This is a genomic window from Cohaesibacter marisflavi (genome assembly GCF_900115225.1).
Classification (GTDB): Bacteria; Pseudomonadota; Alphaproteobacteria; order Rhizobiales; family Cohaesibacteraceae; genus Cohaesibacter; species Cohaesibacter marisflavi.
The window spans coordinates 85,833-99,376 of record NZ_FOVR01000014.1 but is presented as its reverse complement, the minus strand read 5'-3'; the positions used below and the strand labels follow the sequence as shown (position 1 = coordinate 99,376).

General features: G+C 54.5%; 9 protein-coding genes. 3 read left to right on the top strand and 6 right to left on the bottom strand.

What is annotated here, in order from left to right; translation table 11 throughout:
- Positions 1-263 precede the first annotated feature (263 nt).
- The 3 genes from BM258_RS20365 to BM258_RS20355 all read left to right on the top strand — a co-directional run bounded on the left by BM258_RS20365 (position 264) and on the right by BM258_RS20355 (position 3,235).
- On the top strand, positions 264-788 hold the full coding sequence (locus tag BM258_RS20365; RefSeq protein ID WP_090075074.1) for a TRAP transporter small permease: 525 nt from the start codon (positions 264-266) through the stop codon (positions 786-788).
- A 29-nt stretch (positions 789-817) separates the two neighbouring features.
- Entirely contained in the window at positions 818-2,107 is a 1,290-nt protein-coding gene (locus BM258_RS20360) for a TRAP transporter large permease (RefSeq protein ID WP_090075073.1), read from the top strand.
- Positions 2,108-2,182: 75 nt separating this feature from the next.
- Positions 2,183-3,235, top strand: coding sequence for a TRAP transporter substrate-binding protein (locus BM258_RS20355; RefSeq protein ID WP_090075072.1), 1,053 nt, complete (start codon positions 2,183-2,185; stop codon positions 3,233-3,235).
- Positions 3,236-3,351: 116 nt separating this feature from the next.
- On the opposite strand, the gene BM258_RS20350 is transcribed toward BM258_RS20355, so the two are convergent.
- The 6 genes from BM258_RS20350 to BM258_RS20320 all read right to left on the bottom strand — a co-directional run bounded on the left by BM258_RS20350 (position 3,352) and on the right by BM258_RS20320 (position 13,352).
- Positions 3,352-5,514, bottom strand: a complete 2,163-nt coding sequence (locus tag BM258_RS20350) for a tetratricopeptide repeat protein (RefSeq protein WP_090075071.1) — start codon at positions 5,512-5,514, stop codon at positions 3,352-3,354.
- The gene (locus BM258_RS20345) at positions 5,478-6,554 is read right to left on the bottom strand and encodes a family 8 glycosyl hydrolase (RefSeq protein ID WP_090075070.1); all 1,077 of its coding nucleotides are present in this window, start codon (positions 6,552-6,554) and stop codon (positions 5,478-5,480) included. Before BM258_RS20345 ends, BM258_RS20350 begins: the two co-directional genes overlap by 37 nt.
- The gene (locus BM258_RS20340; protein ID WP_090075069.1) at positions 6,551-8,992 is read right to left on the bottom strand and encodes a cellulose biosynthesis cyclic di-GMP-binding regulatory protein BcsB; all 2,442 of its coding nucleotides are present in this window, start codon (positions 8,990-8,992) and stop codon (positions 6,551-6,553) included. The genes BM258_RS20345 and BM258_RS20340 overlap by 4 nt, the downstream gene beginning before the upstream one ends.
- Entirely contained in the window at positions 8,989-11,193 is a 2,205-nt protein-coding gene (bcsA, locus tag BM258_RS20335) for a UDP-forming cellulose synthase catalytic subunit (RefSeq protein WP_090075068.1), read from the bottom strand. The genes BM258_RS20340 and bcsA overlap by 4 nt, the downstream gene beginning before the upstream one ends.
- A gap of 243 nt (positions 11,194-11,436) precedes the next feature.
- Positions 11,437-12,345, bottom strand: coding sequence for a cellulose biosynthesis protein BcsN (bcsN, locus tag BM258_RS20330; protein WP_090075067.1), 909 nt, complete (start codon positions 12,343-12,345; stop codon positions 11,437-11,439).
- Positions 12,346-12,581: 236 nt separating this feature from the next.
- On the bottom strand, positions 12,582-13,352 hold the full coding sequence (locus BM258_RS20320; RefSeq protein WP_090075065.1) for a DeoR/GlpR family DNA-binding transcription regulator: 771 nt from the start codon (positions 13,350-13,352) through the stop codon (positions 12,582-12,584).
- Positions 13,353-13,544 lie beyond the last annotated feature (192 nt).

Here is a 13,544-nt window from a genome sequence, read left to right as displayed (position 1 = left end):
TTGAAATCGGATCGGGCTTTTGTTGCCTTGCGGGCTGTTCGTGCTTCTCACTGCTCGTGTTTCTGGCCTCTATGGGGGATGGTGGCCTTTGCGAATTGATATGCCGAGGGGAGGCATGGAGCTGTGATCCACAGCTGTCATATCTTTGCGTTTTTTCCTCCTTATGCAAGACCGGACAGATTGAAATGCCAGAGCGTGGCAGAGGGTTTAGCCTTGCTCTGACGCTTTCAATACCACTTTGATCATCAAGGGAAGCGTGTCTCATGTTGGCGTCATTGGAAAAGGGGCTGAGCAGGGTGAATGCACCACTGGCGCGGCTGGGAAGCTGGATTGGTGGCGCGATGCTTGTCGCGATGACAGTGATCGTGCTGTTGCAGGTGGTGTTTCGCTATTTGCTCGGCATGCCGCTCAGCTGGACTGATGAGCTCTCGCGGTTCCTGATGATCTATATGGCTTATCTCTGCCTGCCGCTGATCTATCTGCAGGACAAGAATATTGCGATGACCTTTCTGCTCGAAGCCCTTAAGCAGCGGCGAGGGCGGCATCTGCTGATGGTCGTCATCCATATTCTGGCAATCCTGACATTCTGTGTGTGGATCAAGTTCGGCTATGACTTTTTCCTGCGTGGGGGCAGCAGGGCCGACAGCCTGCCTATTTCCATGCGTTTCATCTACGCTGCGCCTCCCATTCTGATGACAATCACGCTTTTGAGCGCCTTTCAGAAGATCGTTGCGGAATTGCGTCTTTTCATGGCTGATGCACCCGGCGAGCAGACGCCCGCCCTTTGAGTGCAGAGAGCTGCGCAAGGATTTTACACATGGTTTCGCCGATTTTTGCCCTATATTTTCTGCTGTTGCTGCTGATCGGCCTGCCGGTTCTTTTTGCGCTGGGGCTGTCCCCTGTCATTGCCCTGTTTCAGGCTGATAAATTGTTGTTTCTCAACATGCTGTATCAGCGTCTGTATGCGGGCATGGACAATTTTCTGCTGCTTGCCTTGCCCTTCTTCATGCTGGCAGGCGAGTTCATGGTCAATGGCGGTATTACCACGCGCATCATCTCCTTTTCCCAGACCATGGTGCGCCACTATCGTGGTGGATTGGGGCATGTGGTCATTCTGTCTGCAACCATCTTCGGTGCGTTGACCGGCTCGTCGGTGGCGGCAACCTCTGCCATAGGCAACATGATGATACCGGAGATGGAGCGCTTCAAATATGACCGGACCTATGCGGCTGCCATCACGGCGGCGGCGACCGTTCTGGGCACCATCATTCCGCCAAGCGGCATCATGCTGATTTATGCTTTTGTGATGAATACCTCTGTGGCGGCGATGTTCATGGCGGGCATCGTGCCGGGGCTCATGTTGTGCGGAGCGCTGATGCTGGTCAATCGCTGGCAGATCAAGAAATATCCGCAGGTGCAGCAGTTCGACAAGGCCTTGCCCGCCGAACGGTCGGCAGCGCTCAAGGCGGCGGTGCTGCCTCTTTTGACGCCGGTGATCATTCTGGGTGGCATCTATGGTGGCATCTTCACGCCCACGGAAGCGGCGGCCGTGGCGGTCTTCTACGCCTTCATCCTGTCGGTTTTCATCATGCGCATTCTGAAATTGAGGGATGTCTTTCCGATGTTTGTGCGCATTGCGGTGAATGCGGGAGCCATTCTCATTATCGTAGCTGCGGCGAGTGGCTTTGCATCGGTGGTGTCCCTGTCGGGGATCGCGGATACGATCTCGCGCTTTTTCTATTCGGTCACCGATAATCCCTATCTCTTGTTCTTCATCATGAATATCTTCCTGTTTTTCGTGGGGATGTTTCTCGATGCAGGGCCAGCCATCCTTATTTTTGCACCGATCCTAGCTCCCATCATGACCCATGTGGGGATTGATCCTGTCCATTTCGGCGTTGTCATGGTGGTCAATCTTTCCATCGGTTTGGCGACACCACCAATGGGGCTGGTTCTGTTTGTCGCCTCTGCGGTTTCCGGAGTGCCGCTGCAAAAGATATCCCGTGTTATCATTCCGTTTCTGGCCATTGAGGCCTTGGTTATTTTCGTGATTTCATTTTTCCCAACGCTTGTCATAGGGCTTCCGAAATTGTTGGGCATGATGTGAAAGGAAGATTTTAAGGGGGCAATCGGCTTTTCGTTGAGACGGGCCGGTTGGTGTATTTGTCACAAGGAGGATTTTATGAAATTGAAGACTTTGGGTCTGTCACTGCTTTCGGCGATGGTGATGTCTGCTGGTGCTCACGCAGCGGATTACGAGCTGACCGTCCCGCATGTGACGAACATTGAAAGCTACAATCATCAATCTTTGCTGGTGTTCAAGAATTTCGTCGAAAACCACTCCAACGGGGCCATCAAGGTCAATATCTATCCAAGCGGTCAGCTTTGCAGCACGGCAAGGGAATGCCTTTCCGGTGTGCAGGCGGGCACATTCGACTATTTCCAGACGACCATTCCGGAACTGGCCAATTATTGGGGGCCGGTTGGCGCCTTCGATCTACCTTATATGCTGCGCGATGACCGGGTGGCCGAATGCGTCTATGACAATCAGGATTTTCTCTCTGATGTACGCGCCAACGTGCTTGAGCAGACCGGTAATCTGCGCCTGATGATGGTGTCCAACTCCGGTGGCTGGCGCAATTTTGCCACCACGGACAAGCAGATCAAGTCACCAGACGATATCAAGGGGCTGAAAATCCGTACGGTTCCGGCGCCGATCCAGCAGGAGCTGGTCAAGGCTCTGGGCGGAGCGCCGACGCCGATTGCTTGGCCTGAGGTCTATACCGCCCTTTCAACCGGCGTTGTCGATGGTACCAAGAATGGCATTGTCGATATCACGATGATGAAGTTCGAGGAGAGCCTCAAATATCTCATTCTTGACGGACATGCCTATATGGGCGGTGTCTGGATCATGAATAATGATCGGTTCAACAGTTTCCCCGATGCACTGAAACGGGTCGTTCTGGATGGTGTTGCTGCGCAGAACCAGTTCTTGCGGGTCTATCCGAAGTGGAAGGAATATGATGCTTATGAAACCTTCCGTAAGGCCGGAGGAACGATCTACACACCGACTGCCGAAGAGAAAAAGGCCTTCCAGGCAGCAACCGCGCCTGTGAAAGACTATTTCATCGAACAGGCTGGTGAAGATGGCAAGGCTTGGCTTGAGCGCTTTGAAAAGGAAATCAAGGCATGCGAAGCTTCCATTGATGCGGATTTTGCCACTGCATCCAAATAGGTCTGGTTAGCGTTGGAGCTTGAATGTAGCGCATAGAGGAAAGGGACCGGCTTTGCGCGGCCCCTTTTTCTTCTTTGTCGCAAAATGCCATATTGCAGAGAGCGGATTTCTCGCGCTTATCCTTGCGACGAGGCCTGCTGCCTTGCTTCATTCAGGCTGCGGATGGCATCCCGATTGCCGGTTGCGGCCAGTGCGTCAAATATATGGATCGCCTGTGCCATATGCTTGAGCTTGAGATAGGCATGGCCGCGCATCAGCATCAGATCCACCGGTTCCGGGCCAAGCTGGGCTCGCTGGTCCAGATAGAGGATCGCTTCCCTGTAATGACCGAGCTTGAAGGCTGACGTGGCTCTCTGTGTCAGGATGGAAACCTGTAACTCGTGCGCACGTTTTTGGCTGAGCGTAGCGCGGGTGGCGGTGAGGGCAGCATCATCGACAAGACCGAGGCGCAGATAGGCCAGCGATTTGCCATAGGCGGCTTCACTGCGTGCGCTGGAGACGCCTTTGTTTAAGGCGATCTCGAAGCTGTTGGCCGCCTCCAGTGCGCGCTCCATGCGCATGAAACACCAGCCATAACTGATGGCTGTTCTGGCTGAGGATGCTGCCGAGGGCCTGTTGTTGCGGCAATTGACGGCAACGGCGCCGCTGCCGGACGCGGTGGGCTGTTTGAGCGCTGCGATGCGTTCGGATGTTTCTTGCCAACTCTCGCGGATGGATGCCAGACGCTTCCATTGCTTGAGATCAACCAATGTAACCGCAAGACCATAGGCGGTGGGTTCGCTTTCTTCATCCCAGGAAAGCGCGGTTTCAAACCATCGCAGGGCTGTCTTCTGCTGCTTGAAATGGCGTGCATACCAACCAAATTGCTGGGCTATCTTGGCGCTCTTCTCTTCAACCGTAACGGTTGCGATACGGGTCAGCTTGTCTTGCTCAAGCGCCTTTGGCGGGTCCTGTGATAACAGCTCGGTGGCCGCCGCCAAATAGGTCTGCATGGCGTCCGGGCTCTCAGAGCGCCATGGATACATGACCTCTTCGGCTTCTTCGGGCTTTTCTTGCGATAGCAAGACCAGAGCCAGACCCTGAGATATTTCTGCCGTGTCTTCTTTCTCCCGAGCTGCACGGAAATAGGGCTCGGCCTTGTCTTTGCTGTCATGCAGCCAGAGATACCAACCCATCAGTGCGATATCGGACGCTTTCTTGCCGCCATCGGCAATCTGACGCATGGCGTTGACATAGCGATCATCAATCTGCAAGTCAGGGTCTTCGTTGGCCTCGGCCACAAAGCGCCTTGCCAGATTGTCGATCAGGGTTTGATAGTCAGCCACGTTGAAAGCATTCGGATCGGTGGATTCCAAGAGGCTTTGCATGGGCGCGTAAGGCAGCAACTCGGCAGCCTTTTGCAAGGTGGCCAGACGCTCCTGTTGATTGCTACAGGTGTTGAGAATGTAGTTATAGGCATCAAGGCCGCGCTGTTGGCGGTCTGTCTTGAGAAAGGCCTCGGAGACGCGCCAGAGGATGTCGACGTCACTGCAGGTCAGCAGGTTGGGTTCGGCAGCGGCAATCTTGATGACCTGGTCATATTGTTTGAGTTCGGAGCTGTTGACGATCCGGTTGCGCTTCTCAGCCAGATCCAGCAGACCGATCAGCTCCTCGGGGGGCTGCCAGCCGGGTTCCTGCTCCTGCCGCGTCTTGATCTCAGCGCGCAATTCAGCGAATTTTCCCTCGGCATAGAGAGACCAGAAGGCATCTGACTCACCGCCGGGTTCGTTCGCCATGGCCAGGGGATTTTCCGGTGGTACCCAGTTGGGATAAAGCAACTGCAAGCGGGAAATCTCCGCCTTCAAGCGCTTGGTGTCTCCCTTGCTGGCAAAATAGCGCAGGGCGCTTTCATCCACCTCGGTCTGTTGGCTGCGTGCGCCCCCTGCTGCCTCTTGTTCGCTGGTTTCAGCTTGCGTGACCGTCAGGGACGGTTTGGGGCTGGCTTGGGCCGGAATGGCATTGCTGATTGCGTTCAGGCGGGTTTTTACCGGATTGGCAGAAGCCGCTGGCCGGTCTCTTTCAGATGCTTCGCTTTCAGATGGCGCGCTCTGCGGCGAAAGCTCCGGCTGCACTTGCATTTGTGCATTTGACAGCACAAAAGGAGCGTTGGCATCCTTGGGGGTTGATGCATCCTGCTTGAAGGCAGCAAGAGCAGGCGAGAGTTTGGGAATCTCCAACTCTGTCGCAATGGCTGCAATCGCTGCTAGCGAGGCGATGATGATGATCGGCTTACGAGACACTCTGAACGCTTCTCTTTCACATAGGCCAGGCCAAGTAACTGGAGTGTAGAAGGATAATAGAACTCTGGGTGGAAATCCCTCGACACGGTCGGATTGGTGTTGTCCATATTCGAACATGCCATGATATGGTTAATGATTTGATATCCGGGGTCTTTCAGGTTTTCGAGCTGAACACCTGTTTCGACATTGACGAGTGCAGGGATATGGTCTTGAAACGTCATGCCTTTTTTGATGCGCTCAAGCAACTCCGGCGCCTTGATGCCAGCGCGAATGAGATAGAGCGGTATGCGGATGCTGTTATAGCCGAATTGCGGGTCAAACCCTGCCGCCGGAACCGGCTCTTTTCCGCCAAGACTGATCCAGTCGGAAGGCAGTTTTCGGGGTCCGAATTGTGTCGCTTCCAGCAGTTGCAGGCCACTGTTATAGACTCTCTGCCATTTCTCTGATGGCGCGAGCGCATTCATAACCGGTAGGGCTTCAAATACCCAATATGATAGATTCACAACCGGACCGTCCTTGCGATCCTTGGCAGAGAATCCCTCAACGCCCGGCAAAAGCAGGCTCTGCTTGCCATGCTCTATCACCGTGCGTTCCAGAAGGGTTTTGGCGATACGGGTTGCCGCATCCATATAGGCTTCGCTCTGCCATGAGAAACCGGCCAGCGCCAGAGCATAAGCGATCAACAGATCTCCATCTGTGGCATTGTTGATGTCGGTGACATGGGGGCGTACGGCCGGATCCCATCGCCATGCGGCCAATCCGTCGTTGCGCACCATCAGTTCTGATTGTGTGAACGACCAGATGCGCTCGAAGTCTGCCGGTTCATTGGCGAGATAGGCCAGAAGCAGGCCGTATCCCTGCCCCTCGCTATGGCTGATATTGCCGTTTGCATTGTCTATGATGCGACCGTTCGGTGCCAGAAACCGGGCCTTGTAAAGCGTCCAATTCGCGCTGGAAACGCCCCGGTCCTGTGCGAACCCGGTCGTCATCGCGGTGCAAAGAACGATGGCTGCCAAAAGAACGGTCATCAGGGGTTTCATTCCCGTCTCCCAGAGCGTTTGAGCAACGCACCCCATGAAAGGGCAAGGAAGATGGCGGCGAGAATGAGGAGGCCGACATAGACAAGACTGTTATGTGAAAGCCAATCGGTTATGACCAACCTGAGATTGCGAATATCCCAAGGGTCTGACAGGTGTAAGGTCGGGTTGGGATCAAGGCGGGAAACCATCCGGTCCGGTGTCAGTGCTGTCAGGTAGCCTTGGAGATTTTCCCAACGAGACTGGCTTGCGATGAGGGCATTGCCCAAGGCGAGATTCTGCACTGTGGGGCCGGTTATCAGGGTCCAGTTGCCCTTGCCCTCGAAGCTTGTATTCTGCGCCAGTAGCAGGATGTCGCTGGGGGTGGGCATGAAAGATTCCTTGATATCCTTGAAGAGCTCCAACTCGTCTGTCGTCAGGCCAAAGCGGTCATGCAGCCAAGAACCGGCCCTTTCCAGATAACCCAATAGTCCCTCGCTGGAGATGCGATCTTGCCATTCGCTGAACTGTTTGGTGGTATCGGCTTCTTCTGTTCCTGTGACTGCAATCTGGTTCCAGGTTTCGCTGGCATCCGGCGCTATGTGGAAGCGATCAAGAAAACTGCGCGGAATCTGGGAAATCGGAGCCACGAAAATTGTGTCTTCTTCACCGATGGCCCGAAGAGACGTCTTGGGCTTTACGCCCAGCGCATGGCCAGAGGAAAGCGCCATTTTTCCCAATACCGTTGCTGCGGACGACATGGTTTCCGGTCCGACAGGCTCGAGAAAGAGAGAAATGCTCTTCTCGTCTTTGGTATAGGGGAAGCCGGTGCGCGCGGTTGCTGCGAGATTTGGAAACTGGCCAGCCCGGGCGAATTTCTCGATCTGTATTTCCGTTGTGTTGAATAGGGCGAACCGGGGTTCGCGCGTATTATTTTCACCGGGCGCGCAAACCGCATCCTGGTTGGTCGAGAGCTCTGCGCTCAGGGTAATGGTGTTTCGCCCCGGCTTGAAGTGACGCATGGTCACGCTGACCGGAAAATGCTTGAAGATGCCGCCATGGCGATTGTTGATCTGCACCACGGAAGCCACTTCGCCATTGACGAAAACAGTGATGTGGTTGCCCGGCAGAACATCCGGCGCATAGGCTGCGTCCAGCAGGATCGTGAATTCGCTTGAGGCCCGGCCGTAGAAGTCACCCGGCAGCATGATCGAGAAGGTTGTCTGGAAGCGACGGCCGCTAAATTCCTGCGTTTTTAGACCCAGATCGGAAAGGCTGAACTGGCTGTCCGACAAGATGACCGGCAGGTCCGGTCCGGTCCAGCCACTATTTTGCAAACCGGCGCGCTGATCAACGGATGCCTCGCTTAGGGGGGCGACAATCTTGCCGATGGCGGAGCTGATGCTGGCCCAGTCTGGGCCGCTTATGACCAGAATGGGCGCGCTATCTGGGGTGACGCGCAGCATGGATGCCAGCTGACCGACGCGGGCTGCCTGCGGCAGATTGGGTACGATGGGAGCCAGCTCGGAGGCGGTTCCCACCAGAACACCAAGGCGTCCCGGCCCGGAAACCGGCAGGGCATCGCGGTTGAAGGCGAAGTCTTGATTGGGCATGCCTGCCAGCAAGGCCAGCCCCTGACCAAGAGAGAGTAGATCCTCTACAGCCGTTGATTGCTTGATAGACGGAGAGCTGATTTCAAAATGGGTATCGCCATTTCCGTCGACCCCGATGGCGCGGATCGCCTCCAGATCGGATATGCGCTCGGATGCAGGCAAGGTGAGATAGCTGCCTTGTGCATTGAGGGTCGTTACCAGCTCATAGGTCGAATCGATCGTGCAATCCGTTCTATGGCGCTGTGCCACCCGAACCGAAATGGTGTTCGCGCCATAGCGCAGCAGGCCCTCGGGCAGCGGCACTGTGAGCTTGGTGAAGCTGGCTGGAGACCTTAAGGGTTCCTCTATGACGACATGGTCGTTGATGCTCACGATCATGCGGGAACTCTCCGGCGCGATCACCACCGTGTTTCGGTAAGACAGTGAGAGACTCTCTGCATTGGTGGCCTGCCATGAGGTGAGAAACAGGCTCCAGTCCTTCTGGTCAATTTCTCCGTTAAGGGTCAACTGGTTTGCGGGAATCAAATAGCGGCGGTTTATCTGTCCCGGTGATGCCAAGCCGGTCATGGTTGCCGACGGTTCTGAAGCTGAGGAGACCGGAGAGGAGGCATCAGGGGCGGCTAAAGCCGGTGCCGAGGACTTTGCCGGTGCGTCGGGGGTGAGAACCTCACCCAGTTGGCGGGATTGTTCTTCGCTCGTTTCTGGTCTTGCAGCCAATGGCGCAGCGGGAGAGGATTGCACGCGCGGATCGGCATTCTCGGTGGACATATCGAAGGGCAGGGGATCAGCCAAGCTGTTAGCCGCAGGCAGGGCAAACAGCATCAGGGCGAGCAGAATGGATTTCATCATGCTTTCCTCCCTTCATTTTCGGCCAGATTTTTCTCTTTTGAGCCTGAGATCGAGCCCTTGATGAGATACTCAAATCCGCGCAATGTCTGCCGGAGCGAAAGAGCAAGGAACCACACTGTTCCGCTTACGATACCCGGATTTTTTCGGCGGCTGCGCATGAAATCTGTCCACTGTCTGGAATTGGCGAACACAAGGTCAGCAATGGCGGAATAGTCCTTGGGGCTTTCTGGCTTGAAAGCACTGCCAAGAATGAGCCTGTCTCCGCTTTGTCTGACGTTACGCACCTTGATGCTCAGAGATGCTTTATTCTCACCGTCATGCTTGGTGAAGCGGATCTTGCCAATGGCATCGCGTTTGATTTCCGGGAAGTCCGGTTCATAGATATGCAGTGCAGCGCCGTGAATGGAGACATTGTCGATGGAGCATTCGTGCCAACTGTCGCCATAAAGAAACTCGCAGCTTCTGGACACCGAAATGCGTCTTGCGCCCTGCCTTTCGCCGCGCTCGGAAACCACACCCAGAGCGCATCCCGCAAGGATGAGGTTGAAAATGTTCCAGCCTCCAACGACGAGGGTCACGTCTGCCTTGTAGGGCTCGGCGTAAATCTTGTAGATGGAAAAGGCAACCGCTAGCAAAATGGCAAAAAAGACAACGAAAAACGGCCGGTTGATCTCGGAAAGCCGGTTGGATGTGATGCTCTCATCCTTTGCTGTCACGTTGAAGCTGGGTTTGGACGGGTTGATGATCGCGGACAAGACCGCGGGCAGCAGATGGATCGTCTGTGAATATTCATACAGTTCGGAAATCCAAGGCCAGCGGAAAGACCCGTAGAGATAGTTCTGCATCATCAGGTTCACCAGCATATAGGCCAGTGTATAGGCCATGAAGTCGCCGCCGGAGGCCTCGAAAATCTTGAGATCAAAGAAGATGTAGCAGAAGGGGGCAAACAGGAAGATGGTCCGTGAGATCGGGAAGAACCAGAACATCATCGATGAGAGATAACATAGCCTTTGTGGCAGCGAGAGCCCCGATTTGAAGAGCGGAAAGTTATAGCGCATGAGCTGGATCATGCCCTGCGCCCAGCGGCTGCGCTGGCCGATGAAGCTGGCAAAGGTTGCTGGCTGCAATCCTGCGATCAGAGGCTTGTCGATATAGACACTGTTCCAGCCCTTGGCGTGTAGCGAGAGCGCGCTTTCGCAGTCTTCGGTGATTGTTTTGCCCGAAAAGCCGCCGGTTTCTTCCAGGGCCTCGCGGCGCAGAACGGCAGCAGAGCCGCAGAAAAAAGATGCATTCCACTTGTCCAGCCCACGTTGGATGATGCCGTAGAACATCTCGTTTTCACTGGGCATGAAGGAGAAGGTCTTCAGATTGCGCTCAAGCGGATCCGGGTTGATGAAGAAATGCGGTGTCTGTACCAGAAACAGCTTGGAATCCTTGGAGAAATGACCCACGGTTTCAGTGAGGAATTCGCGTGCCGGTGCGTGGTCGGCATCAAAGATCGCGACGAGATCACCCGTGGAATGCTCCAATCCATAGTTAAGGTTGCCTGCCTTGGCATGTTCGTTGCGCTCGCGTGTCAGGTAGCGCACGTCCAGTTCGGCACAGAGCTTTTGCAAGTCCTCGTGACGCTTCCTGGCGGCATTGGCCTTGAGAATATCGCTTGAATTGCGCTTTTCGAGCGTGCCGCCATCATCGAGCAACCAGACGGTGACTTTTTCCGCCGGATAATCCATGGCCTTGGCTGCTGCCAGCGTGTTGCCGAGAATATCGGCTGGTTCATTGTAACTGGGGACAAACACGTCAACCGTCGGCAAGCGGTTGTGGCTAGGCAATTCGCAGGACGGACGGGAAGGCAAAGGACGGCTGACCACAAACAGACTGAGGAGCAGCGTCAGCACATTGTACATTTCCGCGATATAGAGCAGCAAGCCTGGAATGAAGTTCTCGATCTGGTTCGGAGAGGGAATGGTCTCCGTTGTGCGCCAGAAGACATAGCGCGCAATGATGGAGAGGCCGAATGTCAGCGAGATGATGCGCAGAGAGCCGTTCTTCTTGAGCAGCTTCAAAATAGCCATGAGCGTAAAGACGACAAGGCTGCAGATGAGCTGTGTCTGCAGGTTGATCGGCATCGTTGTGATGATCAGAAATGCAACAACTGACAACACCCAAACGAAGAAGACCTGGATTTTATACAGGGACATATGCGGCTCCTTTTGAGGAAAGCCTTAACGCGCAGAGGTAAATTTAAATTGAACTTTCGTCGATTCCTGATGCTGCCCACCATTGGAGCTGTTCTACATTTGGTGGATAACTAACTGAAATCACGAATTTATGATGTCTAAATGTTTCTGCGATGAGATCCGAAGCGCCGCAGAATCGCGACACTTTACCCTTCCCAGTCTATACCAGACGGCTTGCGTGTGGCAGGCGTGAATTCAAGCCAGTCAATTGTCTGTTGATTGCTGGATAACCGACGTCAAGGGAGGCAACGGAACGATTGGCGCGTTCTCTTGTGCTGACTCGCTGCTACCAGAGGGCTGCGGAGTAACAGGTGGGTCCAGAATCAATGGACGGTCTTCCGGGGTCTTGGCGACGGGCGTAGTTCTCGGGGCTTTGGTTCTTCTGGGAGCGGGCGCCGAAGCCAGCGAGAAGCTACCAACACCGTCTGGTGGATAAATCGGGCTGCCGGTTTCTCCCAGTGCACTGTCTGGTGTCTGTGGTTCGCCATAGGGGTTCCAAAAGCGTCCGGAATAGCTTGTTGCGATTGTGTAACCATACATCAGCGAAAGAAGCTGTTTCTCGGTTGCCTTGCTGTCGCACATGCGCAAGCGGATCTGCACTATGCCATTGTTGCGGAACAGGGCGCGATCTTCCGTGCGGCTGCGGATCTGCTGCCAGCCGTAAAGGCAGGTATCGCCCGTGGCGGCTTGGCCAACTGCGTAACTGAAGGGGCCGTAATTGTTTTGCAGGAACAGCGAGGATGGCGTCATCCGCATGGACGGGAACTCCGCGCGCAGCTCTCTTTGAATGCTGCGGGTGTCGGAGTAGGCGGTTGATGCGTTGGGCAGCGAAGCCTGATTGACGCCGGAAGCGATCACCAGCTTGACGTTGGCATAGTTTTCGCCCGGAACACCTGAACTGGTCGCCAGAGTGATCTGCTGTTCGGTGCCGTTGGAATAGTCTGTCTGCAAAACCCCGACAATGGCAGGGCCACCGGGTGGGGTAAACAGGAACGCTTCGCTTGATGGCACCATCTTTGTTGCCTGGATGCGGTTGAGTTTACTGGATGTTCCGCAGCCGGCAAGCAGGGCAAGCGTCGAGAGGAGTGCTGTGATTTTTGCGCTTGTGTGCATGGTCCTGCAGGTCCTGGCGATGGCTTGTCGAGGGCAAATTTCGATTCAGACTTTTGTCTGGCTTTGCCGCTCAGTAAACACTGCAGAATTTAATAAGCTATTAACTATGTTTGTTAACAGAAGAAAAAGCTTTGATGTTTTGCTGCTGGATCAAACAAGTGAGCGGAATAAGGCGCGATTGGGACGAGATGAAAGCCTTTGGAAATAGCTGAGGGTATATGCGCGGGATGGCCCCTTCAGGGAACCAACTCGACATTGGCATCCATGAGCAGAGACCGTTGCTCGGTACTGATGTCATCATCGGTTGCCAGAAAGTCAATGGCGTTTGATGGCGCAAAGGGCGCGGCCTTCACCTTGCCTATCTTGCTGGAATCCATCACCAGAATGTTGGTCACAGCGCGGCTCATGGCCATCTGCTTGATACGGACCTCATGGAAATTGGAACAACTCAGCCCATGTTGGGCATGCAGGCCGCCTGCTGAAAGGAAGGCTTTGTTGATGCCTAGATTGGAGAGCATCACCAGCGCTTCTTCGCTGGCGAAGGATGCCGAGGAGGGGTGATATTCTCCGCCCAGCAGGATGACTTTCAGATTGGGCTGCTTGCAGACGATTTCGGCGATATTGACCGAGTAGCAAATGACGGTCAAAGGCCCTCTGTCGCCGAGGGATTCGGCGATATAGGGCAAGGTGGTGCCGCAATCGAGAAAGACAACATCGCCGGGCTGAATGAGATCGATTGCCTTCTGGCAGGATGCCTTTTTGGCTTGAACATTGGTGGCATTCTCCCGGTGCAGAAAATAACCCTTGCCTGAGGGTTGTTCGCCGGAAATGACAATATGCCCACCCAGAAAAGAGAAGCGCTCATCACTTGAAGCGATGTCGCGTCGGACGGTCATTTCAGAAACACCGAGCATCGAGGCTGCATCACGCAAGTGAAGCGCGCGCCCTTCATCGAGCGTTTTTTCCAGTTTATCAAGCCTCGTTTTTCTGCGGCTCTGCATCGTCATAAGCCTTGCAATCTGCGTACTGAATCGTTTCGGTTTTGTGAGGTGACCCTCTTATAACGAAATTTTCGTGTTACGCCATCCTGTGATTATGAAAAACTTGTCACAACTATCTTTTACAATTTGACAGAAAGGGCGTCAATATGTGAATATGCTTTCAACAAATGTTACAATAGTCACATTGATTAACAAAAC

What these genes read in the sequence shown, in the direction of transcription:
- BM258_RS20365 (WP_090075074.1), top strand. Translation starts at nt 264, where the DNA reads ATGTTGGCGTCATTGGAAAAGGGGCTGAGCAGGGTGAATGCACCACTG.
- BM258_RS20360 (WP_090075073.1), top strand. Translation starts at nt 818, where the DNA reads ATGGTTTCGCCGATTTTTGCCCTATATTTTCTGCTGTTGCTGCTGATC.
- BM258_RS20355 (WP_090075072.1), top strand. Translation starts at nt 2,183, where the DNA reads ATGAAATTGAAGACTTTGGGTCTGTCACTGCTTTCGGCGATGGTGATG.
- BM258_RS20345 (WP_090075070.1), bottom strand. Translation starts at nt 6,554, where the DNA reads ATGAAACCCCTGATGACCGTTCTTTTGGCAGCCATCGTTCTTTGCACC.
- BM258_RS20340 (WP_090075069.1), bottom strand. Translation starts at nt 8,992, where the DNA reads ATGATGAAATCCATTCTGCTCGCCCTGATGCTGTTTGCCCTGCCTGCG.
- bcsA (WP_090075068.1), bottom strand. Translation starts at nt 11,193, where the DNA reads ATGTCCCTGTATAAAATCCAGGTCTTCTTCGTTTGGGTGTTGTCAGTT.
- bcsN (WP_090075067.1), bottom strand. Translation starts at nt 12,345, where the DNA reads ATGCACACAAGCGCAAAAATCACAGCACTCCTCTCGACGCTTGCCCTG.
- BM258_RS20320 (WP_090075065.1), bottom strand. Translation starts at nt 13,352, where the DNA reads ATGACGATGCAGAGCCGCAGAAAAACGAGGCTTGATAAACTGGAAAAA.